This is a genomic window from Corynebacterium macginleyi, from assembly GCF_003688935.1.
Classification (GTDB): domain Bacteria; phylum Actinomycetota; class Actinomycetes; order Mycobacteriales; family Mycobacteriaceae; genus Corynebacterium; species Corynebacterium macginleyi.
Map to the genome: position 1 here is coordinate 170,304 of NZ_REGE01000002.1, position 25,132 is coordinate 195,435.

Consider the following 25,132-nt stretch of genomic DNA (forward strand, 5'->3'; position numbering starts at 1 on the left):
CGGTGACCTTAAAACGATGGTGTTAGGATTGTGTGGGTTGACCGGTCGCGCGACCGGCACATTGGCGGAATAAATAAGCCGTAGACAATAAGCTAACCGGTATGGCCACAATCAAGCCAACAAAGAATAAGATGGCGCCGCCAATCGTAATGAACACGTTGAGCACGGTCAGCAATATAAGCTGGCCATAATTTCTTCTACCGGCGTCAAATCCGTTCTTGATGGCCTGGCCTAAGCCATCGCCATCGGCCGCAAACCACTGCATCAACATATAAAGCGGGTGGATTAACAAGCCGATGAGAGCCAATACAGCCAGGGTTCCGAGGAAGCCCGCCAGGGCTTCAAATACTTCTTCCACAGAGGCGTCAGCCCCCAAGTCTGGTCCGAGGAAAATTGAACCACCAACAAAGATGAATACAATCGCTGAGGTGATCACTCCGATGATGATCATGATCGCCAGCGGCTGCCACCACCGCACGTCCTTGCCCACATAATTCCACCCAGTGCGCTGGTCATCGATCTGGAATAGTGCCAGTCGCATCGCAAGCAGGCTCACCACGGCCGAGATTACATAGGATGCGATCTCTACAAACACTCTCCCGCCAGAGGCATACACCCCCTCTGCCGGAGTAACGGCACCGCTCACAATGGCAAGAGCTGTGAGAATAACGCCAGCGAGCAAGGAACCTAGTATCCACAATTTCCAGTTTTTAAACACCGTGCTAAAGGCCCACGAAATCGAATCCATGGCCGAGGGTTTACCGGTGAACTCTGCGGAGTTTGCAGAGTAGTTTTGTGCCTGGTATCCCGCATATCCTTGATTGTTAAAACTTTCTTGGCTTCCGCCGTAGGACGGCAGGTTATTGTAGCTCGGCTGGTCCTCCGGGTGTTCAGTTGGTTCGTAGCGTGGAAAATCATTATTTCCACCGAATTTGTCATCGTTCATCAGCGGTGCCTTCCTTCTGCATACGATGTGAGGGCAACGAGAAAAGTATCGTTCGGACAAGTATTTTCATGGTATCAACTTTTTCGACGCCACGTAGCCGGGGTAAGCTCATAGATTAGCCATGACACAGCATGAAACCACTACGTCGCCGGTCTCTAGCCGCGACGAACTTTTTGCAGCATTAGATAACGTCACCATCGCCGAGGCCCGCAACTTACGCCGTCGCCTGTCGAAGGCACGTGATCCCAGGGCCCTGCGTCAGATCGGCCGGGATATCCAGGCTGCCACAGACCGCCTTGCGCTTATCGATACCGCCATCCCTCAACTGACCTACCCCGATTCCTTGCCAGTCAGCAGGCGCGTAGAGGATATTGCCGCCGCAATTAAGGAAAACCAGGTCGTCATCATTGCCGGCGAGACCGGTTCCGGTAAAACCACGCAAATCCCCAAAATCTGCCTCGATATCGGCCGGGGCCGCCGTGGACTCATCGGCCATACACAGCCACGTCGTATTGCCGCGCGCACCGTCGCCGAACGCATCGCTTCCGAGCTCAACCAAGATATCGGGGAGTCTGTAGGCTACGCCATCCGCTTCGATGACCGCGTCTCTGAAACCACCGCCGTAAAACTCATGACGGACGGCATCCTGCTCGCAGAAATGCAGCGGGATCGATTACTCAATCAATATGACACCATCATTATCGATGAGGCGCATGAGCGCTCGCTTAATATCGACTTTCTCCTCGGGTACCTTAAGCGGCTGCTTCCCAAACGGCCCGATCTCAAGGTGATTATCACCTCCGCGACGATCGATCCGGAAAGTTTTGCCGAGCACTTCGCTCAACCGGATGGCACCCCTGCGCCCATTATCGAGGTATCCGGGCGTACTTACCCGGTGGAGATCCGTTACCGCCCCCTGGAATTCGAGGCCGATGGAAAGCTAGTGGATCAAGACCCGCTCGACGGCTTAACAGAGGCTATTGCGGAGCTTATGGCAGAAGGCGACGGCGATATTCTCTGTTTCTTCCCAGGCGAGCGCGATATTCGCGATGCCATGGAGGCCATCGAAGCCAAGAAATGGAAAAACGTGGAGGTCGCTCCCCTCTTCGGGCGCTTGTCTAACCAGGAACAGCACCGCGTTTTTAGCGATCACCGCGGGCGACGCATCGTTTTGGCCACCAATATCGCCGAAACCTCACTGACCGTGCCTGGAATCCGCTACGTAGTGGATACCGGCACCGCCCGTATTTCACGTTATTCCACGCGAACCAAGGTGCAACGCCTGCCCATTGAACCGATTTCCCAGGCCTCTGCCAATCAGCGCTCCGGTAGGTGCGGCCGCGTCGCCGATGGCATCGCCATCCGGCTCTATAGCGAGCAAGACTTTCATAGCCGGCCGGAATTTACTGACCCTGAAATCATCCGCACGAACCTGGCCAGCGTTATTTTGCAGATGGTCTCGCTCAAACTTGGCGATATCGAGCAATTCCCTTTCCTCCAGCCACCCGAGTTCAAATCGATTCGCGATGGCCTGACCCTCCTCCACGAGCTCGGGGCTCTCAAGGACAAGCACAAGGAACCGGCACTAACCGAAACTGGCCGCACATTGGCCCGTATCCCACTCGATCCTCGCATGGCGCGCATGCTTGTCGAGGCCCATACCAAAGGCTGCCTCCACGATGTGATGGTCATCGTTGCCGCCATGACAATCCAAGACGTGCGGGAGCGCCCACTGGAGTACCAAACGCAAGCCGATCAAGCTCACGCGCGCTTTAAGGACAAGACCTCGGACTTTTTGTCCATACTCAAGTTGTGGGATTACATCCAACAGACCCGCACTGAGCAATCGGGCAACAAGTTCCGCAAGCGCATGAAACAAGAGTTTCTCCACTATATGCGCATCCGCGAGTGGTTCGACTTGGTCCGCCAACTCAAAGACGTTTCTCAGCAGCTGGGTTGGCACTACCAACAAGGCACCGAGCGCCGGTCCGACGATATTCACATTGCGTTGCTGTCCGGCCTGCTTTCTAATATTGGTTCCCGCGACGGCAATTCCAAGGAATTCCACGGCGCACGCAATACCCACTTCCTCGTCTTTCCGGGTTCCGCCCTCGCCCGAAAACCGCCGGAATTCCTCATGGCGGCAGAGCTTGTTGAAACCTCTCGGCTCTGGGCCCGAGACGTTGCTGCCATCGATCCGGCGTGGGTAGAAAAGCTCGGCGCCGAACTGCTCAAACACAACTATTCCGATCCCACGTGGTCCCGCAAGCGTGCGGCCGCCACCGCGCGCCAAAAGTCCACGCTCTACGGCGTGCCCATCGTTGCAGATCGCATCGTGCCATATCACCGCGTAGATCCTGTCGCTGCGCGGAATATGTTCATCCGCAATGCGCTCATCGCTGGCGAGTGGAATGCACACCACGATTTCCTCAAAGCAAACGCCAAGGCCCTTGATGAGGCAGCCGAATATGAAGAAAAGGCTCGCCGCCGCGGGCTCATAGTGGATGAGGAGACACTTTTTGATTTCTATGACCAGCGCATTCCGAACAAGGTCACAACTGGCCGCCATTTTGATTCCTGGTGGAAGAAAAAGCGCCGGCAAGAACCCGACCTCCTGAACTTCGATCCGGCCACGCTTATCGATGACTCCCACGATGTCACCGAAGTCTCTTTCCCAAATCATTGGCGCAAGGGATCCATCAATTACGATCTGAGCTATAAATTCGAACCCGGTGATCCCCTCGACGGCGTCACAGTTATGGTTCCAGTTCCCATGCTTGCCGGACTCGATACCGAAGGGTTCGATTGGCTTGTTCCCGGGCTGCGATTCGAGCTCGTCAACGAGCTTATTCGCTCCCTTCCCAAGGCCCTGCGGCGCACCGTCGTCCCTGCCCCGGAATTTGCCGAACGTGCGATGGAATACCTCATTCCCTTCGAAGGAGCTCTCACTCAACAGCTTGCCGAAGTCTTGCGCGAACTCGGCGGCCATGGCATCAATGCGTCTGACTTCCAACCAGAAAAGTTGCCGGATCATTTGCGGATGAACTACGCGGCCATCGACAAGCGTGGCACCATCATCGATTCCGATAGGGACCTTACCGCCCTGCGCGAGCGCCAGGCAGGCCACATTACCTCGTCCGTATCCCAGGCAGGCCGCACCGCTGAATCCACCGCAGTCAGCGAATGGACCGATGATACCCTCGGCATCGTTGACGAGACCGTTACCACCACCGTCGACGGACACGAAGTGACCGCCTACCCAGCGCTGGTGGCCACCAAAGCCGGCGTTGAGCTTAAGGTGCACCCAACCAGGGCGGCTGCCGATGCCGCCATGGTCACCACCACCCTCACGCTTTTGATGCGCGAAATTCCCGTCTCGACCGCGCACATGGTAAAGGGCTTGCCTTTGCGGCAGCGCGTCGCTGTTGATAGATATCCCCATGGCGGTGCCGATGGTCTGGTCAATGACGCACGCGTCGCGGCAATCCGTGACCTCATGCTCGAAGCTGGCGGCCCAGTACGCTCCCCAGCGGCTTTTACTGAACTTAAGGATTCCGTGAAACCACAGGTCCCCGGCCGCGTACGCCAATCAATTGTCTCTATCGCACCCGGCTTGGCTGAGTACTCCAGCCTCCGCGCCGAGATTTCTCATTGGGACGGGCCTGCCATCGACGATATGGAAAAACAACTTGCATTCCTTCTTCCACCTAATGCCGTCACGGTTCACGGATCCGCGCACCTGCGGCACCTTCCCCGCTATATCCAGGCAATGCGCATCCGCCTGGAAAACCTGTCGCTCGACGCAGACCGCGATGCAGACCGCCAAGCCGAAATCGATAATGCCAAGGCCTATCTAGCAAACCGCCTGCGCAACCTCCCCGCGGGCCGCGAGAAAACGCGCGGGGTCAAAGAAATTCACTGGATGATCGAGGAATTGCGGGTCTCCCTATTTGCCCAACGCCTCGGCACGGCGCACGCAGTATCCCTGCGACGCATCCAAAAAGCAGTGGATAAGCTGCGCTGAACAGCGCAGTACCGGGATTCCCGCCACCGGCGGGGACTTCCACTTTCCCCACGGGCCAGCGAGCCGCAGATAAGAAATCTGTTCTCTCGGCCTTCGACGGCGCGGAAATTGGGCAACCCAAGGAAATCATACGTCTAAAATTCCAATTAAAACTGGTCCGAAATTCTGCTAACTCGGGAGCGAGACGGCTTGGAAACCGCGCTCAAATCCCGCAGCTTAAAGACCGCTGCGATCGCGCCGACGCATTAAACGAATCTCGGATTCAAAGTCATCCGCGCTTTCGAAGGATTTATACACCGAGGCAAAGCGCAGATATGCGACCTCGTCCAGGTCACGCAGTGGCTCAAGGATCGCTAGCCCAATTTCATTGGCGTTAACCTGGGAAGACCCATGCCCCCGGACGGTTTCCTCTACCTCTTGCGCCAACTTCTTAAGAGCATCATCACTAACATCACGGCCCTGGCAGGCGCGCCTGACACCCCGAATGAGCTTATCCCTGCTAAATGGTTCTGCGAGGCCGTTTCTTTTGACGACCAAAAGTACGGCCTTTTCTACCGTGGTAAAGCGGCCCTTACAGGAAGCACACTCGCGGCGACGCCGTATGGATGCGCCTGCATCAACCACGCGCGAGTCTATAACGCGGGATTGTTGATTATGGCAAAACGGGCAGTACACACTAGTCCTTTCGCTAATTTAGCTCCTCGGCTTAGTTTACCTACCGTGGCTGAGCAGAAAACCTGACGCCAATACTGCAGACCCCACCCTTCTTATACCCACCCCGTTGGGCAAACGGGCTTGATTGATGCCTGGGAGCATAAGGCGGTGACAGACACAGCATCGAGCTCGGAGTCTCCACCGAACCCAGATTTAGCGCAAGACGACACTACTGCACGATTGCTGCCTCTACTTGCTGTATCGAACCGCCAGGTCCGGTCGGTACCTCAGCGTCCGTGTCCATCAATCCACCAGCGATCGTGCCCACAAATACCGCGGCGCCGAAAACACCACCAAGGAAGTAATTGCTACGTGAACTATGTAAGTCCTCCTGTCTTATCATTTTCTTCGCTTCATCAGGCATAAGCTCAAAATTAGTCTCCACATTCGAATACTCTTTGAAGTTTGTTCGATAGCCGGATTCTAAGGTCCTAATTCCCCTCTTCTCATAGGCGGAATACTGCTTAACCCCATTCTGGTCATCAACATCCCAAATGGCGGCTGAAGGTACAATCTGCGGGCGTACCGAGTCCTGTTTAACCATGTTATTACGAGAGTTAAGTAGTTGAAACATTGCTTTCCTTTCGACGACCAGCGTAAGCCTAAAGCGACCCTTCGACATGACAGGAACATACTATCGCCCCTGTGTTCGATCTAGTTATTATGTTCGATATATAACACACCTTCGAAAATCTGTCCAATTTTCCGCGTCTGCCTCGAACGCCTGTACTTTTCGTGCTACAAATGGTTTAAGGCATGCAGATGCCACCCACCCTTTCCCGCTACGAACGCAGAACCTCAGACCCCTAGGTAGGAGCCACACATGGGCCGCAAGAAAGCAAGCACTGCAAAAAACGATTACGCCTCCCTTTCCGAAAGGCAACGCCGCATCCTTAACGTCATTAGCGATGCAGTGATGCTCCGCGGTTACCCGCCCAGCATTCGCGAAATTGGCGACGCCGCAGGCCTGCAGTCCACCTCGTCCGTGGCCTATCAGCTCAAACAGTTGGAAGAAAAGGGCTTTTTGCGCCGCGATCCCAATAAGCCGCGCGCTGTCGACGTACGCCACCTCAATACTAACGATGCCGAAAAGAAGCCGGGCCGCAAGTCTAAGGAAGGGCCCGATACTTCTGTGCATGGCAGTGAAGAGTCTGCAGCCGTAGCTTATATTCCCGTCGTTGGGCGCATCGCCGCCGGAGCGCCTATCACGGCGGAAGAGAATATCGACAGGTATTTCCCCATGCCGGGCGAGGTTGTCGGCGGAGGCGAACTTTATATGCTGCAGGTCGTGGGGGATTCAATGCAGGATGCCGGCATCCTCAACGGCGATTGGGTCATCATTCGATCGCAATCGGTAGCTGAGGAAGGAGAATTTGTCGCGGCACTTCTTGATGGCTCGGAGGCCACCGTCAAGGAATTCCACCGCGACTCCTCGGGCGTATGGCTCCTTCCACACAATGACGCCTATCCACCCATCAACGGCGACGATGCAGAGATTATGGGCAAGGTAGTATCAGTCTTCCGTAAACTCTAGGTTACGGCAAGCACATTTGAACACCCCGTACGCCAATGTGCGGCTGCGGCAGTCACCGCTGACTGTATTCTGCAGCCGTTTTCTTTTCACCCGGGCTCTGCCTCACGCACGCCGCTGCCCGCTCACCTGCTCGGCGCACGGGGCTTTATAGTTTTACTGAGTTCCGGGCCTGTCCTAACATACGACCGCAACCCATAAAACCAACTTGAATTCGGTCGTTGTATTGCGAAAGCACCCCCGAAATAACGGATCCGTAAGTTAGGTATAAATACGGTTGGCTTTTATCTAAGAGACATATAGCCAACTGACCTGGGACTTTTACCGCGAACCGGAAAACATCACAAAACCGAACTTTTATTTACGTCCGATTACCGCCGAATTTTGACACAATGGAAAGAGGAATCCCACATCACATAGCTTTCACCGTGCGCCTTTATTCGCAGATGGAGTAACCGCCCGGCCGAAGGCGAGAAGCTAGGAGGGCCTGTGTACGCCGAGGAGCGACGCCGCCAGATTGCGTCCCAAACTGCCGTCGAGGGTCGCGTCAACGTCACCGACCTATCAGAGCGTTTCGAGGTGACAGCTGAAACCATCCGCCGCGATTTAGCCGTACTGGATAGAGAGGGCGTTATCCACCGCGTTCACGGCGGCGCCGTTGCTTCGCAAGCTTTTCAGACCGCGGAACTAACACTCGATATCCGCCAGCGTTCCGCATCAGGGGCCAAGGCTGCCATTGCCCAAGCCGCGCTCGATTTTCTTCCTCCTGGGGGCGGCAGCATCTTTTTAGATGCCGGCACCACCATCAATACCTTTGCTGAGCTCATCAGCCAGCAGTATCCTCAGACGCAGTTTAATATCGTCTCTAATAGTCTGCCCATTGCACTGTCCCTCGCTAATAGCGGCGTTCCCGATGTGCAGCTCCTCGGCGGGACCGTACGCGCGATCACCCAAGCCGTCGTCGGTGATACTGCCTTGCGCACTATGGCGCTCATGCGTGCCGATGTCGCGTTCATCGGCACCAATGCCCTCACCCTCGATCACGGCTTGTCGACGGCCGATTCCCAAGAAGCCGCCATCAAGTCCGCATTCGTCACAAACGCCCACAAGGTCGTCGTCATGTGCGATTCCAGCAAATTGGGCAACGACTACTTAGTAAGCTTCGCCTCTATTGCCGATATCGACGTCGTCATTACCGATTCCGGCGCACCGGAATCCGTCGTCGACGCTCTCCGCGAGCGCGAGATTGACGTTGTGCTGGCCAGCGAATAGTTCTAAGCCGCGCACAACTGCGCCCTTCCTAAAACAGCATCATCTTTAGCCGAGGCAGGAAGGGCGAAACTTTAAGCCGTTAGTTGAATTTTTCCATCTGCTCCATCGCTGCGGCACGGGCGGCGGAAGGTCCTTCGGAATTGAGGGCGGCATCGGCAAGCCGCTGGCACTGATCAAAGGTCAGCTCGGCCAATTGCGCACCAACACCGGCGATTGCGGTCGACGCGGCCGACAAGGAATTGACGCCGAGGCCGGTCAATACGCAAGCCAATAGAGGATCAGCGGCGGCTTCACCGCACACGCCTACCGGGATATTGTGTTCGTGGCCAGCAATGCACGTGTGCTGGATGAGACGAAGCACGGCCGGCTGCCACGGATCGGTGAGGTAAGCAAGCTGGGACGATAAGCGGTCAGCGGCCATCGTGTACTGGGTCAGATCGTTGGTACCGATGGATACGAAGTCCAAGTGCGGCATGATCTTATCCGCCATCAGCGCGGCTGCGGGTACCTCAATCATTGCGCCTGCGGTAAGGCCCCGCTCCCGGCACAGCTTCGCAAACCACTGGGCCTCCTTCGACGTCGCCACCATCGGTGCCATCACCCAAGTGTCGGCATCCTTCCCGCGGGATTCGGCAGCCTGTGCGATAGCATCCAACTGGCGTGTCAACAGGGACTCATTATCGCGGGCGATGCGCAAACCGCGAACGCCCAACGCTGGATTCTCCTCAGAGGACAGCGTCGCGTAAGAAATTGGTTTATCGGACCCCGCATCCAGGGTGCGCACCACGACCTTGGAATCGGGGTAAGCATTAAAGACCTTGCTGTAGATCTTCGCCTGCTCGTCAACGGAAGGTTCCTCACTCGCAGAAAGGAACGACAACTCCGTTCGGTAGAGGCCAATGCCTTCTGCTTGTGAGTCAGAAGCGATGCGAGCGGCGTTGCCATCGGCCACGTTGGCCAACAGCTGCACGCGGTGGCCGTCTTTGGTTTGCGCCGGCCCAGTCCATTCGGCAACACGGGCAGCGCGTTGGCGGTATTCTTCAACCGCCTTGGTGGATTCTTCCTCGTCCGCGCCCAGGGTCACGGTTCCTAGGGCACCGTCAACGAATACAAGCGTGCCGCTTTCAATCTCCCGCAGCTTATTTCCCGCAGCAACGATGCATGGAATATCAAGCTGGCGAGCGATGATCGCCGTGTGGCTGGTTGGCCCGCCTAGCTGGGTGACAAGCGCACGAATGTGCGCGGTATCCAGGGTGGCGGTATCGGCGGGTGCTAGGTCATCGGCAAAAAGCACTGCTTGGCCTTCCACCATGGGCAACCCTGGCTCCTGCTCCCCGCGCAGCTGGGCGATGACGCGGTCGCGCACGTCCTTGAGATCGGTGGTGCGCTCAGCCATAACGCCGCCGGCTGCCTCAAACAAGGTGACGAACTTGTCCGTAGCGCCCACCGTGGCAAACTCAGCGTTCTTACCGGAGCGAATGTTCTTGCGCACGGCCTTATGCCATCCGCGATCCTTGACCATGCCGGCCGTCGCCGTCAAAACTTCAGAGGCTTGCCCTTCGGCAGCTGCGGCACGGTTTTCCAAGCGGCTGGCGACTACATCGACTGCCTCGAGGAAGCGATCATACTCGGCTTCACTGCTGGCCCCTTGGTCAATACTTCCTTCAGTAGGCAGGTCCGGGCGGGGGCGGACCCATACGGCTTCTGCATAGGCGACTCCAGCGACAACGCCGGTTCCTTTAACAGTGGACTGAAGCGTATTTTCCATGGTGATAATTCCTTCGAAGATAGCGGCTTATTTAGTTTCTAGATCATCACAATTCCTACAGAAATGCAATGGATGCCACACGGTTTCTATTGACTTTCCAACACAATCGGGCAAGAATAAACATAAAGGGTGGGCTTATGGGCGAGTTCCAACCGGACCGACTGCACGTGGCCCCCAATATACTCACTTCGCTAAAAGGATAGGCTCTCGATGATCCTCACGCTCACCCCGAACCCCAGCATTGACGCCACTCTAGCGCTCAGTCACCCTTTAGCGTCGGGCGATGTCCACCGCGCCGTCAGCGTCACCCAGGTTGCCGGCGGTAAAGGGGTCAACGTCGCCCACGCGGTTCATCTCGCTGGGAAAGAATCGCTAGCGCTTTTTCCGGCGCGTGAGACCGATCCGTTCATGAACCTCATCCACGACGTCGACCTCCCTTACGCCCACGTGGACATGGACGGCGGCGTCCGCGTTAATACCACCATCACCGAACCAGATGGCACAACCACCAAGGTAAACGGCCCTGGTCCGCTGCTTTCTGATGTCCCCCAGAACCACCTCATCACTTCCCTTACCCACCACGCCCTATCGGCCGATTGGGTGGTCCTCGCCGGATCGCTGCCCCAGGGCGTTCCCGCAGGCTGGTACACCGATCTCATTAAGGAAATTCGGAATGTCGCCCCGCAGGCGCGCATCGCCGTCGATACCTCCGATGCCCCGATGCAGGCCATTGCTGAGCAGCTCGATTCCGCTGCCCCGGATCTCATCAAGCCCAACGGTTTCGAACTGGGGCAGCTGACCAACCAGGACGGGCTCGCCCTCGAGCGTGCTGCTGCGACCGGGGATTATAGCGCGGTCGTTAGGGCTGCGCGGGATGTCGTGGGGCGCGGCATTGCGGAAGTACTTGTCACCCTCGGCGGCTCCGGCGCCGTGTTGGTAACCGCAGACGGCGCATGGGCTGCCACACCGCCTCCCGCCACGGTGAAATCCACGGTGGGCGCAGGTGATGCCGCATTGGCCGGATACCTGCTGGGATGCATGCAGGGACAAGGGTCGGCGGAATCCCTCGCGCTCTCGGTGGCTTATGGCACCGCTGCGGCCGCAAAGCCCGGCACCCAATTCCCCCACCCCGCAGAACTCGATACCGCCCACACCTCTATCTCAGCCCTCTAGCTTAAGGAGCCTTAGATCATGGCATCCGATCTCATTACCACCGAATTAGTAGCACTTGACGCCGACTTCGGCGACAGCGTCGATAAAGTAATCACCAACCTCGCCACTTTGGTGCACGATACTGGGCGTGCAACCGAGGTCAGTGACCTCGCCCAGTCCGCTATCGAGCGCGAAGCCAAGGCCGGTACTGGTGTACCGGGGGGCGTAGCTATCCCCCATTGCCGCTCCGAGACCGTCACCGAGCCCACGCTGGCGTTCGCCCGCCTTTCGCGGGGCGTGGATTTTTCCGGCCCGGACGGCGATGCGCAGTTGGTCTTTCTCATCGCCGCACCCGCCGAAGGTGGCAAGGCCCACCTGCAGATTCTTTCCAAACTCGCCCGTGCCCTTGTGCGCAAGGAGTTTTTAGAAGCTCTTCGCACCACCTCGACAAAGGAAGAGGTCGTCAAGGAAATCCTCACCGTCGTCAACGCTGAAAAGCCGAGGAAGACGCAACAGGAAAGCGCTGGCGCTGCAGGCGGCGCGTCAGCGGGGGCATCGGAAAGCGCTGGTGCGTCCTCCCCGGCACAGGCCACTCGCCTCGTTGCCATCACGGCCTGCCCCACCGGCATCGCGCACACCTACATGGCTGCCGATGCCCTGATCCAAACCGCCGGCGAGCGCGACGACGTCGATCTCACTGTCGAAACCCAGGGCTCGTCCAATAATGAATCAGTCTCCCAGTCGACCATTGATGCCGCCGATGCCGTCATCTTTGCCACGGACGTCGGCGTACGCGACCGCGAGCGCTTCGCAGGCAAACCCGTCATCGAATCCGGCGTAAAGCGCGCCATCAACGAGCCAGGCACGATGCTCGATGAGGCCATTGCCGCAGCAAAAAACCCGAACGCCCGCAAGGTTTCTGGCACGGCTTCTTCTTCCTCTACTGAGGAAGAAGGCTCGTCGTTGGGATGGGGCAAACGCATCCAGCAGGCGGTCATGACTGGCGTGTCCTACATGGTGCCGTTCGTCGCCGCCGGTGGCCTATTGCTTGCCCTCGGATTCCTCTTCGGCGGTGCCGATATGGCCAATGGCTGGCAAACACTTTCTACCAATTACTCCCTATCCAACCTGCCAGGCCATGACATTACCGTCGACGGCGAGACGATGTCGTTCGAAAACTCCGGCTACTCGCTGTATATAGGCGCGGTACTCTTTGCCATCGGCCAGGCCGCAATGGGCTTTATCGTTGCCGCACTCTCGGGCTATATCGCCTACGCTCTGGCCGGACGCCCGGGTATTGCACCAGGCTTTGTCGGCGGTGCCATCGCCGTGACGCTAGACGCGGGCTTTATAGGTGGCCTCGTCACCGGTTTATTGGCGGGCTTTATCGCCCTGTGGATCGGAAATTGGAAAGTCCCGCGCTGGCTCGGCTCTCTAATGCCGGTAGTCATCATTCCGTTGCTGACCGCCCTGGTCGTTGGCCTATTAATGTACCTGCTGCTGGGAGCCCCTCTTGCCGCGCTGATGGAAGGCCTACAAGATTGGCTGTCTTCCATGTCTGGGTCTTCTGCCGTAGTGCTCGGCATCATCTTGGGCCTGATGATGTGCGTAGACTTGGGCGGCCCGGTCAACAAGGCCGCTTACCTCTTTGCCACCGCCGGCTTGTCCACTTGCGACGCAGCCTCCATGCAAATCATGGCCGCTGTTATGGCCGCCGGCATGGTTCCGCCCATCGCGCTGTCCCTGGCCACCTTCATCCGCAAGTCGCTGTTTACCCCTGCCGAGCGGGAAAACGGTAAGTCAGCCTGGTTGCTCGGCCTGTCCTTCGTCTCCGAAGGAGCCATCCCCTTCGCCGCAGCCGATCCGTTCCGCGTAATCCCTTCCATGATGGTCGGCGGCGCCGTGACGGGTGCTGTGTCCATGGCACTGTCGGTCGAGTCGCGCGCCCCGCACGGTGGTATCTTCGTCGCCTTCGCCATCGACCCGTTCTGGGCCTATCTGGTTGCAATCCTTGCCGGGGTGGCAGTATCTACTGCGTCGGTCTTGGCCATGAAGCAATTTTGGCCCAATGAGACCATCCAACAAGCTGCCGACAGGGACGCTAGAAAATCCAAATCCCCTTCCCAAAACGTGGCGGCATAAACTAAACGCTCGTACACTAGAACACGATAAATTAACTACAGAAAGGATAATTTCCATGGCTTCCAAGACTGTAAAGGTTGGCTCTTCCGTAGGACTGCACGCACGTCCTGCCTCCATCATTGCTGACGCCGCCGGTGAATTCGACGAGGATATCTTCCTAAACCTCGTGGGCGAAGATGATGGTGACGAAACGGACGCCGCTTCTTCTCTGATGGTTATGGCCCTCGGTGCCGAGCAGGGCGACGAGGTAACCGTCACCTCTGATAACGAAGAAGCCGTTGAAAAGATTGCCAGCCTCATCGAGCAGGACCTCGACGCTTCCTAAAACTGCTGCTCATCACTCGCGTCAGAGCACGCCTAGTACGCTCCTCGCCTTGGCGGCGGGGAGCTTTTTCGATCCACCAGTAGTTCTCCGCTGCCCTGTGAGCTGGTTCAACTCGTCAGTGCTGCGCTTAATTGCGGCCGGCGGCCATCAGTTTTCATGGCCCTTTGCTTACGGATCCTCTTAGCGGGGCAGATGCTTGTGGGCGCTGATCATGATGGTGCGAATCCTGCAGGCGGTGATCGTGTTGGTGGCGTTCATGTGGACATGGTGGTACGGATCCCCGTGGGGTCGGACACTCAAGATGACGGCCTGTCATTTCCGTTTTGGCTCCCCAGGGGTAGTGGCCCACGGAGGAAGCCAACGAACCTTTCCTTGTATTCGGGCCAAGCGCCCCCGCCGCGGCGGCGCTTGCGGGTCATCATCATTGATGCCGTTATGGTAAGGACAACACGTAGCGAGATTAGAAGCATTGGTATTGCCACCGTGCTGCCAGCTTTCTAGGTGGTGGATCTGGCACTCATCCGCAGGGTAATTGCATTTTTCCCAAGGGCACACAGGGTTTACGGCTGCTGCCATCAATCGCTGCTTCGCGTTGGCAAACCGAGACGTGCGGTACAAATTAACCGGACCCTCCACAGGATGCACCAGCGTGATGTACCCGTGTGTAGTTAGGGCCCGGGTCACGAGGTCAGCGCCGCTGATTCGCGAGCCGTTAGTAAGCTGGAGAATTATTTCCTCGCCATCGCCATCAACGATGCGGTCGAGCTCATCCAAGGTAATGACCACCTGAGTAGTAGCGGTCGTGCGCGCTCCAGACTTCCCACCAAAGAAGATGGATTTGACTGATTCCAGTGGGTGCTTGCTATCAAGAGCAGCGTGCATATCGGCGACATCGGAGGATTCCCCGGTGATGGTCAACGACCACGGTCCGCGGGGCCGGCGGGTGATACGCACTCCTTTCTTTGGACTTCGAGGCGGTTTTAGCTCCCGCAATAAAGCGCACGCCCGCCTGCGCAAGGCCGTGGCGCTGCCACGAAACTTACATAGCTCGGAGCGTAGGGCCCAGGCATCGCGCTGAGTGGAAGCGCGTACTGCGGATTTTTCGATCAGTGCCAGTACGTCTAACGGGTGCGTTGTCGAGCGGGCCGCGCGTTGCTTGGCGCTAAAGACACAGCGCCCAAAATAGACATCACACAGGTGCACCAGCTCGCGCGCGGCCACGTCGCTGGCGCCGCGTTGTACGATATCGCGCTCGCTTAAGCCCTGGGCCGCGGCAATAATGTCCATCCCTGAGCCCAGCGCGGATAAATAACGGTCTAGTGCATTCATGCCGCCTACTACAGCGCAGAAACGCATGCAGCTGCGACTGATCGCATCGAAGCTTGTGAATTACACGGAACCTCTTGTCCTCACCGCCCGATTTCGCGGCGCAGTCAACAAGGTTATCCACAGATTTTAGTACTTAGCGCCTTGGCCTTCGCCCACGCTTTCGTATAGCCGTCGCATGATGGGATAAGCAATAATGATGCCGACAGAGCCCCAGGCGATACCCTCCAAGCTCACCCCACCAACGGTCAGGGTCAGGTTCCCAATGCCCGCGATCAAGGCCACTGCGGCCGCCGTAAGGTTTACCGGGTTATTGAAGTTGACCTTATTTTCCATCCAGATGCGCACGCCCAACATGCCAATAAGGCCGTAAAGCACGAGAGTGGCCCCACCGAGCACGCCGGTGGGAATGGTAAAAATTAATGCACCGAATTTAGGGACGAACGCCAGCAGGATAGCGGTCAGGGCAGCGACCCAATACGCGGCCGTGGAATAGACGCGCGTGGCGGCCATGACGCCGATATTCTCTGCATAGGTCGTGGTACCGGAACCGCCAAATCCTCCGGCGAGGGAAGAAGCGAGGCCATCAGCAATCAGCGCATCGCCGGCGAGGTCATCCATATCGCGGTTGGTCATCTCGGAGACGGCCTTGACGTGTCCGACGTTTTCGGCAATCAGTACCACGAGAACCGGCAAGGCCACGGCAATGGCCGAAAAATGGAACTCTGGAGCGTGAAACTCGGGCAGCCCTACCCACGGGGCGGCATCGATGGCGGCGTTGGCATGTTCATCCACATTGCCGGTCACCGCGGCGAAAATCCAGCCGACGACCACACCGATAAGGATAGACAGGCGCGCGACCATCCCGCGCCCAGCGACCGTAGCAAAGAGGATAACCAACAGCGTAATCCCAGCAACCAAGGGCTGGGTCTCGAAATTTTCGGCCGCATTCGGCGCCAAGTTCAACCCGATGAGCGCGACAATGGCGCCGGTGACCGCCGGTGGCATCACGGCATCGAGCACCCGCCGTCCGGCAGCCTTAACCACGATTCCCACCGCCACCAGCACCGCACCGGTTACCAGAATAGAACCGGCCTGAGCCGCGATGCCGTGTTGCTGGGAGGCGGTCAGTGGGGCAATGAAGGCAAACGACGAGCCGAGATAGGACGGCAGGCGATTGCGCGTAATCAAGAGGAACAGTATGGTGCCGATGCCGGAAAATAGCAACGTAGTATTGACCGGAAATCCGGTAAGGGTGGGAACCAATAGCGTCGCACCGAACATCGCCACCACATGCTGCATGCCGACGCCAATGGTCCGGCCCCAACTCAGTCGTTCCTCTGGCGCGACGACGGCGCCCGGGGCAATCTTCTTACCGTCGCCGTGGACGGTCCAACCTAATATACTCACGAAGCACCATTATGGGCCATGGGGCACGTATTTTAGGAATCGTCGTCCACGATGAATTCGGCGAGCTCGCGGGCGGTGGTGGCGGGCAGGTGGACATCAACAAGCGTGCCGTTTGCGGTGTATTCTTCGCTGCGCACGGTGCCTTCGGCGTGCACGCGGGAGACGACATCGCCGCGGGTGAAAGGAACCTGCAGTTTAACGTGGCTATCGCGGGAATTGAGGAAGAGCTCCACGCGCGCGCTCAGCTCGTCGATACCCTCGCCCGTGCGCGCCGACACGTAGACGACGTCCTCGTGATCCAGGACGTGCCGCAGCTCCGCGAGCACCAGCGGATCGGCCTGGTCAATCTTATTAATCACGATGATCTCCGGCGGAGCCTGTTGCTCAACCTCGCTCACGATATCGTAGATGACCTTATTGACCGCCTCGATTTGCTTGAGTGGGAATGGGTCTGAGCCGTCCACGACGTGCAGCATAAGATCAGCAGCCATCACCTCTTCCAAGGTGGACTTGAATGCCTCCACCAGTTGGGTAGGCAGGTGACGGACGAAGCCGACGGTGTCGGTGAAGACGACCTGGCGGCCATCGGCAAGCAAGGCGCGCCGGGTGGTGGGATCCAAGGTGGCAAATAGTGCGTCTTCCACAAGGACGCCAGCGTTCGTCATGGCGTTAATGAGCGAGGATTTGCCGGCGTTGGTGTAGCCAGCGATGGCGATCTGGGAGATCGTGGAAGCCTGGCGCCTGGAGCGCTTGACCTCGCGGGCGGTTTTCATCCCACGCAATTCCTTGCGCAGGCGCGCCATCTCGGTGCGGATGCGTCGGCGGTCGGTCTCGATCTTGGTTTCACCCGGACCACGCAGGCCCACGCCGCCATTGGAACCAGCACGGCCACCGGCCTGGCGCGAGAGGTTGCCACCCCAACCGCGGGTGTGGGTATAGAGGTACTCGAGCTGCGCCAGCGAGACCTGGGCCTTTCCTTCCTTGGACTTCGCGTGCTGAGCAAAGATGTCCAAGATGAGCATGGTGCGGTCAATGACCTTGGTATTCAGTGCGCGCTCGAGCGCCGTAAGCTGGCCGGGGTTGAGCTCACCATCGCATACGACAGTATCGGCCCCAGTGGCCTCGACGATGTCGTGGAGCTCTTTGACCTTGCCGGAGCCGATGAAGGTTCCCGGGTCGGGTTTATCGCGCTTTTGGTAGATCATTTCTACTACCTCAGCGCCGGCGGTTTCCGTCAAAGCGGCCAACTCATCCATCGTGGCCTCGACCTCCGCTACGGTGCCTTCGGTCCACACGCCTACAAGGATAACCCGCTCGAGGCGCAGTTTTCGGTATTCCACCTCGTAGCCATCGGTGGTGTCCTCGGCGCGAATTGAGGTTGCGCGAGTAACACGGCGGAAGGCGTTGCGCTCAGCCAAATCTAGATCGCCGCTGGTCGGCGTCGTTTCCTGCGGAGTGTCCGCGGGATCGCGGAAAGCTTGGGCGAGAAGTTTATCCTTGCTCGCGGAGCCATCAGAATTCTGCGGGGAAAATTTGTTCATATTGCTTTTCATTTTGGCACGTTAGGCCGCAAAACGGGAATCATGGTTTCCGGGCTTGTTGGACGAAGCGATACAATGACGCCCATGGAAACGACGCAGTCTAGGCCAACTACTACTACACAGAAGAACAATACCGAAATGCAGGCCATAGGCCTGGATTTCGGGCGCTGGCAGGACGCGGTCGAGGCAGCCATCGCTACGGACCGCCTTGCTGTTACCGGTGAGGTCAGGGGTGGCCAGCTCATTCAATACAGCGACCCATCGGGGGCGCAGATTAATATCTTGGCGGTGGAGCCTTACGCCACCTTTATCGGTTTTGATGCGGTAACGCAGGGTTTTGCTCACGTAGAGATGTTTAACGATGTACTAGCAATCATGGATATCATCGATCCGTTTGGTACGCCGCTGGCCCAGGTCACGGCGAACCTCGCGCAGGGACCGTTACTGGCAGAAGAACCGCGACAGGATTGGCAGCAGGTATCGCTTACCGCAATGGGCCTTGATATCAACGTCTACGAGTCCCCGTCTGCTTTCGAGGCCGAAACCGGCAAGTACCCAGCTCTCTTTGAATCCGCAGGCGCCCACATCATAGCCTCCGGCTCCGGCGCACAGGCCCCCACACCTGCGGCCACCTTTGCTGCCCGCGTGATGGAGGCTGATTGGCGCACCAATGACCTTAGCGGCAAAAAATTTGCGCACCTCGTCATGGACGGACTGTTCCCCTTCGATCTTTGCTTGCCCGCCGACCGTGGCGATCTGCTAGCCAAGGATACGGTGATCTCCGGTACGGCTTTGCTCACTGCCTCCATTGATATGCCGTCCGGCGGTTGCGGGGGTGGCGGATGCGGTTGTGGTTCCGGCGGTTGTGGCTGCGGCGGGCACTAGGTTTTTAAACCATGCCTTTCTTTAGCGATCCGCGAAACCAGAGGACACTTGTCTCGTTCCTCCTCATCCTGTGCACGATCGCAATGGTTGTCACGCTGAAGCTGCCCGGCCTCATCATCGCCACCATGCTGGTCGGCGCGGGGTGGTTCATGCTGTGCACGCGCCCCGATAGCGCAGAAAGACAGGCCCTGCGCAGCTCCATTTCCCTCTCAGCGGACGATATTCAGGATGTCATCACCGAATTCGAGGAATTCGAAACCTCCACGGAGGCGGAGCCGCTAGCAGACCGCACGCTGTATCGGCCAGCACTCTTAGACCTCGACTGCTCCCACCCCGCCATCGACGCGTTTCACTATGAATTAGCTGGGGCGCGCCGCTTCCTCCGCCGCCTCAACTTCCGAATCCACGCCCACGGCATGCGCACGCAAGATTTAGAAACTCTCCTCCGCGTCACCGATGAGCGCGCGTGCGAGCTGAAAGAATCGTGGCTGGCAGCCCGCCGCGCGGCCTTCCGGCTCGGCCCAGATTACCGCTCAAAGCATGTAGACGATGAAAACTAGGGCCTTTTACAGGCTCGTTTCGCCCGTAGCGACGATGGCGGACGGACCCGTCAAGCGCGTGCCATCGTCATAGACCTCGACGGTGACTTCGCCACCGGGAACATGGACGTGGACGGTGCCGAGGGCTTGGGCGGCATCGGCAAGCGCGGCGGTAGCTGCCGCAACCGTGCCCGTGCCACACGACCGCGTCTCCCCCACCCCGCGCTCGAAGACGCGCATGTGCACATGCCCTTCCCGCAGCGGGGTCACCAGTTCGAAGTTAACCCCAGCCGGGAAGAAGGACTCATCGTAGACCGGCGCCGTTAATTCCTTGGCGGCCAATTCTTCTGGTTCCAGGCCAGGAATGACCGCCGCAAGGTGCGGATTGCCCATATCCACCCCGAGGCCGGCGTAAGACTCACCCCCCACGGACGCGGTGGACACCCCAACCACGCGCGCAGGCCCCATTTCGACGGTGACGCTAGCGGCATTAGCATCGCAGGAATGCACCTTTACCTGCTTAGTGCCCGCCCGGGTGCCAATGGCGAAGGTGTCTTCACTGACCAGGTCATGCGAGCGCAACCAATGGGCAAAAACCCGGGTGCCGTTGCCACACATTTCCGCCACGGACCCATCGGCATTGCGGTAATCCATGAACCAATCGGCACAATCCACCCCGTCCGGCAATGCCGCGAGCTCGCCTACTTCCACTAGCGCGCCGGCGCGGACCACGCGCAGCAGGCCGTCGCCGCCGATGCCCGCCCGCCGATCACACAGCGCCGCTACGCGTTCCGGTGACAGCGGCGTGCTGGCGTCAAAATCCTCTACGATAACGAAGTCATTTTCAGTTCCATGGCCTTTGGCAAATTTCATACCTCCTACCCTAGCGCTGTATTACCGCAGCGCGCGCAGGGCCTGCGCGGTGGTATCGCCCGCAGCATCAAGCCAGGTAATGCGCTTATCGCGGTTAAACCAGGAACGCTGGCGGCGCACGTACCGGCGGGTTCCAGTAATCGTGCGCTCTACAGCTTCGTCCCACGTCAACTCGCCGCGTTGGGCCTGCAGCACCTGCGCATAGCCAATTGCACGGCCTGCAGTGGAATCGGTCACAAGCCCCTTGTCCTGTAGATGTTCCACTTCTGCGATGAGCCCTTTCTCGAACATAAGGTGCGTGCGCTTTTCGATGCGCGGATTCAACCACTCACTGTCGGTGCGCAGCCCCAGCAACTTCGTCCCCCACCGAGTCGGGCCATTCTTCGGCGGTTGGCTGGCCTTAAAGGGTTTTCCGGTCAGCTCAATAACCTCGAGCGCCCGGACAGTGCGGCGAGGATCTTTGTCCTCGATGATGGCGGCAGCAGCAGGATCGACGCCCGCCAGCTCGGCATGCAGTGCATCCGTTCCAATGTCTGCGCGGCGGGCCTCGTATTTGGCCCGCACCTGCGGATCCGTGGGAGGGAATTGCCAATCATCCACCAATGCCTGAGCATAGAGCATCGATCCGCCGACGAGGATGGGGGTTTTGCCGCGGGACATAATGTCCTCAATATCGCGCAGGGCGGCCTGCTGATAACGCGCCACGGAAGCAGTATCCGTCACGTCCCAAACGTCGAGCTGGTGGTGAGGTATGCCGTCGCGCTCCGCGGGAGAAAGCTTCGCGGTCCCAATATCCATGCCACGGTATAGCTGCATGGAATCAACATTGACCACTTCTCCATTGAATTCATGGGCTAGAGCCACTCCGAGTGCGGATTTTCCGGAGGCTGTGGGGCCGACTACTGCGATGGGGCGCACTTGACCTCCCAACCTGCCACGTAGCGGCCTACTCCAAGGGTCGCATCCACTGCCCGCACCTGTGCACGTTTAGGCGAGTAGCCAGCAAGCTCCAGCCAAAGCTCGGGCTCTTCCACACCGCGTTGCGAAAGCCACTCAGCATCGCCGCTTGCCGATGCCCCCCTCAACACCTCCTCGCACCACCGATGTGCCTCCTGCGCGCCGGGGACAAGAGCCAGCGGTGCCCTCTCGGTAAGACCTGCGGAGCCGTCTAGGACTACGATGCTCAAGACCTTAGGGTCTAGTGTGCCCAGACAATCACGGCTATCGCGGACCGTTATCTGGGCGACCGCGGATAGGACGTAGTGGGCCATGATTTCTGGCAAGTACTCTCCGGCGCCCACGTGTACCTGGTGGGCTCCCCAGGCGCGCAAACTTCCGGTATGGCGAGTGTGCCAGCGTGGCGAGCGAGATCCGATAATTTCTGCCTGGTCAATGCCGGCGGCAGCGGCGTCGACCGCCAGCGTGCGGGCTGCCGACAGCAGTGCCCGCGAGGCGGCATCGTTGGGTGCTAACTCGACTGCCAACGCCGGTGAGGCGGGAATAACCATGAGATTTAACATTATTCCTCCATACTATCTACCTAACAGGAGGTATTTAAGTAGATTCTAGGCACACAGCGTTTTTCCCGGTAAAGTAACTAGTGATCTCATCCGGCAGCCGTGACGCGCGGCGATATATCTCTAGGAGGGCTTTCCATGTCTCCCACCCCTACCCCAGGTTCCATGCCCAAGAAGGGCCCCCGTCCCGCAGCCCAGCCCATGCCCGTGCAATCACCGGGCAAGAACGATCCTGCCACGTGGGGGCGCATCGATGACGATGGTAGCGTGTTCGTTTCCGCTCCCGAGGGCGAGCGCAAGATTGGGGAATGGCAGGCAGGCTCTGTACAAGAGGGCCTTGAGCACTTTGGTGCCCGCTATGACGACTTAGCTACCGAGATCGAACTCTTGGAAGCCCGCCTGCGCGCCAATCCTGGCGAGGCCGCAGGAATTAAGCAGACCGCCGCCGAATTGCGCGCGACCCTACCTACCGCTGCGGTCATTGGCGATATCGCGGCACTGGATCGCCGCTTGGAATCGGTCATTGATCACTCCATTGTGGCCGGAGAGCAGGCACAAGCAGATAAAGAAAAGCGCCGACAGGATGCGATTGCGGCAAAGGAAAAACTTGCCGCCGAGGCGGAAGAGATTGCTGAAAATTCCACAGAGTGGAAGGTCGGCGGGGACCGTATTCGTGCCATTTTAGAAGAATGGAAGCAGATTAAGGGCATCGATAAGAAGACCGATGATGCGCTGTGGAAGCGCTACTCTCGTGCCCGCGATTCCTTTAATAGGCGGCGGGGTTCACACTTTGCGGAGCTCGATCGCGCTCGCGCGGCGGCGCGAAAAAAGAAAGAAGAGCTCGTCGCACGTGCCGAGGCCATCCAGGATTCCACCGATTGGGGCCCCACAGCCCGCGCCTTCCGCGATTTGATGACGGAATGGAAAGCCGCCGGTCGCGCACCGCGCGAGGTCGATGACCAGCTGTGGGCAAAGTTTCGCGCAGCCCAAGATCGCTTCTTCGATGCGCGCAATGCCGTCAACGACGAGCGAGATCGCGAGTTCGCCGAAAACGCTAAGGCAAAGGACGCACTGCTGGCGGAATATGACGGCCTAATCGACCCGTCCCAGAGCATGGACAAGGCCAAGGCTAAGCTGCGCGAACTGCAGGAAAAGTGGGAGGACATCGGATTTGTTCCCCGGAACCAGGTGCGCAAGTACGAGGCCAAGATTGAAGAGCTAGAAAAGCGCGTTACCTTAGCGGAGGAATCCGCATGGCGGCGTACCGACCCTGCAGCGCAAGCTCGCGTGGCGCAATTCCAAGCTAAGGTGGAAGATTTTAAGGCCCAGTCTGCAGCCGCGGAGGCTAAGGGTAAGGAAAAGAAAGCCGCGGAGCTGCGCGCGCAAGCGGAGCAGTGGCAGAAGTTCGCCGACGCCGCTGCCAATGCCGTCAAAGATAAATAGTGCACCTCGTACAGGTTGCGCGCCCGACCCAGATAGCCGACGCTGAACCGGCCGATTGCATTCGCTCTTTTGTCTTCTGGGCAAACCTGGCGGCGCAGGAGGCCAGCGGGGACGCTGCGGCCTCGACCTCTGCCAGCCGCGTGGTGCACCGCCTGCAGGGGTCGAGCGAATCGCAGACCTACCTTTTGACTGTGGTCGATGGGCCGTCGACTCTCGGGCCTGTATCCGAGCTTGGTCTGCCACAAATTTCTGCCACTGCCCCGAGTCCTGAGCTGGACTATGTAGGTTTTATACACATCAGCCTGCCGCTCTTAGAAGAGCGCAATACCGCGGAAATAGAATGCGTCCTGTGCGATCTGCCGCTACCCGGTGAACATCTTGATGCCAAGGGGCTGAAAGTGGCTACCTGGATGGGAAACGCAGCTTTAAAAATTACCCAACAGTTGGGGCGCACCATAGCCCATGTAGGCCTACTTCACCCGCCAGATACGGCACCGGAATATGATCCAATGGCGGAGGTCTACCAATCCCTAGGCTTTACGCAGCGTCATAGTGAGCGGCAACTAGCCATCGATATTCCAGAACAGCCCGTCGCCGCCTTTTTTCCGCCCGGCCTTTCGGCCGCAGTTTGGCAGGACTATGCCATTCCGGGAGAACATATCGACGATGTCATGCGCCTTTTAACCGTTGCCTCCGCGGATGCCGATACCGGCACTCTATCCACAGAGCCCATCGTGTGGTCCCGGCAGCGATTGGAGGAGGCGCACCAACGCCTGCAGTCGCGGCGCGGGCATACGCTGCTCGTGGCGCTCATTGATGAGGCCGACGACATCGTGGCGCTCACGGAACTGGCGCGCCACGAGGCTGCGGATCCGGAGGTCTGCGAATGGACCCTTACCGTCACCGACCGCGACCACCGCCGGCAAGGCCTGGCACAACTGGCAAAACTTACCGCCCTGCATGAGGTCAACCGCGCGTGGCCACAGGTGCGCCGATGCTATTGTTCCGTCGCCGCCAGTGCTGCCGCTATGAACGCGCTATATGCGCGGCTCGGGGCGCGGGAAATCTCCCAGTCCTCCGCCTGGGAGCTGCGTCTTTAGCCCTGTTGCTGGTGGCGGTGACGCTCGGCGGCCTTTTTGCGGCGGTCATCAACAAGCATCTCCTGCGGCAGCGGGGAAGCAATATCGGACTGGATTTTGCCCACCTTATCCAACTGGCCAGCCGAGGCGCGGGCCTTTTCCGCAGCCGCGCGTTGCTCCGGGGTGCGGCGCAGCGCGACACGGCTAAAGCCCCAAAAAGCCAGGAAGGTGGCAAGCATGCCCACCCACATACCAATGGCCGGGGCGTCCGCGGTAGAGCCGCGGTACCAAAAGCCCCATAGGTTGACGACCAGGGACACCGTCACCATCATCCACGCAACCAATCCGCAGGTCGCCCGGCGGGTCAGGAGAGTTGCCGTCGTCAACACACCCACGCCGAGTAGCGCGAGCCATGCGGAGACGGTTTCCATCAGCGAGATCTTCACCCCATCATCGGTGGTGCCAAAGCTTAGAACCTGCCACCCGTGGGCAGAGCCGGCATAAGGAACGATGAGATAGACAATATAGGCCGCCACAGAGATCCACAGCGTCAGCTTCTGCTCCCCCAGATCCATGGTCTGTGCTGCTCGGCGCTCCGCTTGTGCCGCCTCCTGAGCGGCAGCGGTGGTATTTCGCTCTGTCATG

The 25,132-nt window shown here is 58.6% G+C and carries 21 protein-coding genes; 10 read left to right on the plus strand and 11 right to left on the minus strand.

All coding sequences use genetic code 11. From position 1 onward, the window contains the following. Positions 1-22: 22 nt before the first annotated feature. Positions 23-946 (minus strand): DUF2189 domain-containing protein, encoded by a 924-nt coding sequence (locus tag D9V82_RS02560; RefSeq protein ID WP_121910826.1) that lies wholly within the window; start codon positions 944-946, stop codon positions 23-25. Between the two features lie 121 nt (positions 947-1,067). Between D9V82_RS02560 and hrpA the strand changes: the two genes are divergently transcribed. Beyond that, positions 1,068-4,970: an ATP-dependent RNA helicase HrpA gene (gene hrpA, locus D9V82_RS02565; protein WP_121910827.1), complete on the plus strand. Its 3,903-nt coding sequence runs from the start codon at positions 1,068-1,070 to the stop codon at positions 4,968-4,970. A gap of 216 nt (positions 4,971-5,186) precedes the next feature. Here hrpA and nrdR read toward each other — a convergent pair whose 3' ends face one another. Then, a complete protein-coding gene (nrdR, locus tag D9V82_RS02570; protein ID WP_121910828.1) occupies positions 5,187-5,645 on the minus strand; it encodes a transcriptional regulator NrdR in 459 nt (152 codons plus the stop codon). 208 nt (positions 5,646-5,853) lie between these two features. Next, positions 5,854-6,258, minus strand: a complete 405-nt coding sequence (locus D9V82_RS02575; protein ID WP_121910829.1) for a hypothetical protein — start codon at positions 6,256-6,258, stop codon at positions 5,854-5,856. Positions 6,259-6,507: 249 nt separating this feature from the next. Here D9V82_RS02575 and lexA point away from each other — a divergent pair, with 249 nt between their 5' ends. After that, positions 6,508-7,218 carry a transcriptional repressor LexA gene (gene lexA / locus D9V82_RS02580; RefSeq protein ID WP_121910830.1) on the plus strand — a complete coding sequence of 237 codons (711 nt, stop codon included), beginning with the start codon at positions 6,508-6,510 and terminating at the stop codon, positions 7,216-7,218. A gap of 486 nt (positions 7,219-7,704) precedes the next feature. Further along, positions 7,705-8,487 carry a DeoR/GlpR family DNA-binding transcription regulator gene (locus D9V82_RS02585; RefSeq protein WP_121910831.1) on the plus strand — a complete coding sequence of 261 codons (783 nt, stop codon included), beginning with the start codon at positions 7,705-7,707 and terminating at the stop codon, positions 8,485-8,487. 79 nt (positions 8,488-8,566) lie between these two features. On the opposite strand, the gene ptsP is transcribed toward D9V82_RS02585, so the two are convergent. After that, positions 8,567-10,255 (minus strand): phosphoenolpyruvate--protein phosphotransferase, encoded by a 1,689-nt coding sequence (gene ptsP, locus D9V82_RS02590; RefSeq protein WP_121910832.1) that lies wholly within the window; start codon positions 10,253-10,255, stop codon positions 8,567-8,569. A 210-nt stretch (positions 10,256-10,465) separates the two neighbouring features. Here ptsP and D9V82_RS02595 point away from each other — a divergent pair, with 210 nt between their 5' ends. The 3 genes from D9V82_RS02595 to D9V82_RS02605 are packed head-to-tail and all read left to right on the plus strand — an operon-like array spanning position 10,466 to position 13,874. After that, positions 10,466-11,428, plus strand: a complete 963-nt coding sequence (locus D9V82_RS02595; RefSeq protein WP_121910833.1) for a 1-phosphofructokinase family hexose kinase — start codon at positions 10,466-10,468, stop codon at positions 11,426-11,428. Between the two features lie 18 nt (positions 11,429-11,446). Continuing rightward, positions 11,447-13,549, plus strand: coding sequence for a PTS fructose transporter subunit IIABC (locus tag D9V82_RS02600; RefSeq protein WP_121910834.1), 2,103 nt, complete (start codon positions 11,447-11,449; stop codon positions 13,547-13,549). Between the two features lie 55 nt (positions 13,550-13,604). Continuing rightward, positions 13,605-13,874, plus strand: coding sequence for an HPr family phosphocarrier protein (locus D9V82_RS02605; protein WP_121910835.1), 270 nt, complete (start codon positions 13,605-13,607; stop codon positions 13,872-13,874). A 312-nt stretch (positions 13,875-14,186) separates the two neighbouring features. On the opposite strand, the gene D9V82_RS02610 is transcribed toward D9V82_RS02605, so the two are convergent. The 3 genes from D9V82_RS02610 to hflX all read right to left on the minus strand — a co-directional run bounded on the left by D9V82_RS02610 (position 14,187) and on the right by hflX (position 18,151). Next, entirely contained in the window at positions 14,187-15,203 is a 1,017-nt protein-coding gene (locus D9V82_RS02610; RefSeq protein WP_167449714.1) for an HNH endonuclease signature motif containing protein, read from the minus strand. Positions 15,204-15,329: 126 nt separating this feature from the next. Continuing rightward, the gene (locus D9V82_RS02615) at positions 15,330-16,610 is read right to left on the minus strand and encodes a uracil-xanthine permease family protein (RefSeq protein WP_121910836.1); all 1,281 of its coding nucleotides are present in this window, start codon (positions 16,608-16,610) and stop codon (positions 15,330-15,332) included. A gap of 32 nt (positions 16,611-16,642) precedes the next feature. Beyond that, the gene (gene hflX / locus D9V82_RS02620) at positions 16,643-18,151 is read right to left on the minus strand and encodes a GTPase HflX (RefSeq protein WP_121910837.1); all 1,509 of its coding nucleotides are present in this window, start codon (positions 18,149-18,151) and stop codon (positions 16,643-16,645) included. A 75-nt stretch (positions 18,152-18,226) separates the two neighbouring features. Here hflX and D9V82_RS02625 point away from each other — a divergent pair, with 75 nt between their 5' ends. Then, positions 18,227-19,036, plus strand: a complete 810-nt coding sequence (locus D9V82_RS02625) for a hypothetical protein (protein WP_121910838.1) — start codon at positions 18,227-18,229, stop codon at positions 19,034-19,036. A gap of 11 nt (positions 19,037-19,047) precedes the next feature. Further along, positions 19,048-19,596: a hypothetical protein gene (locus D9V82_RS02630; protein ID WP_121910839.1), complete on the plus strand. Its 549-nt coding sequence runs from the start codon at positions 19,048-19,050 to the stop codon at positions 19,594-19,596. Between the two features lie 6 nt (positions 19,597-19,602). Here the strand turns inward: D9V82_RS02630 and dapF are convergent, their stop codons facing one another. Genes dapF through D9V82_RS02645 form a run of 3 tightly spaced genes read right to left on the minus strand, consistent with a single transcriptional unit; the run spans position 19,603 to position 21,968 of the window. Next, positions 19,603-20,448, minus strand: a complete 846-nt coding sequence (gene dapF / locus D9V82_RS02635) for a diaminopimelate epimerase (RefSeq protein ID WP_121910840.1) — start codon at positions 20,446-20,448, stop codon at positions 19,603-19,605. Between the two features lie 21 nt (positions 20,449-20,469). Further along, positions 20,470-21,366 carry a tRNA (adenosine(37)-N6)-dimethylallyltransferase MiaA gene (miaA, locus tag D9V82_RS02640; RefSeq protein WP_121910841.1) on the minus strand — a complete coding sequence of 299 codons (897 nt, stop codon included), beginning with the start codon at positions 21,364-21,366 and terminating at the stop codon, positions 20,470-20,472. After that, on the minus strand, positions 21,348-21,968 hold the full coding sequence (locus D9V82_RS02645; RefSeq protein WP_121910842.1) for a hypothetical protein: 621 nt from the start codon (positions 21,966-21,968) through the stop codon (positions 21,348-21,350). The genes miaA and D9V82_RS02645 overlap by 19 nt, the downstream gene beginning before the upstream one ends. 135 nt (positions 21,969-22,103) lie before the next feature. Between D9V82_RS02645 and D9V82_RS02650 the strand changes: the two genes are divergently transcribed. Both D9V82_RS02650 and D9V82_RS02655 read left to right on the plus strand, forming a co-directional pair. Next, entirely contained in the window at positions 22,104-23,408 is a 1,305-nt protein-coding gene (locus tag D9V82_RS02650; RefSeq protein WP_121910843.1) for a DUF349 domain-containing protein, read from the plus strand. After that, entirely contained in the window at positions 23,408-24,508 is a 1,101-nt protein-coding gene (locus tag D9V82_RS02655; RefSeq protein WP_121910844.1) for a GNAT family N-acetyltransferase, read from the plus strand. Before D9V82_RS02650 ends, D9V82_RS02655 begins: the two co-directional genes overlap by 1 nt. Here the strand turns inward: D9V82_RS02655 and D9V82_RS02660 are convergent. Next, positions 24,505-25,131: an Rv2732c family membrane protein gene (locus D9V82_RS02660; protein WP_121910845.1), complete on the minus strand. Its 627-nt coding sequence runs from the start codon at positions 25,129-25,131 to the stop codon at positions 24,505-24,507. The genes D9V82_RS02655 and D9V82_RS02660 overlap by 4 nt on opposite strands. Position 25,132: the final 1 nt, after the last annotated feature.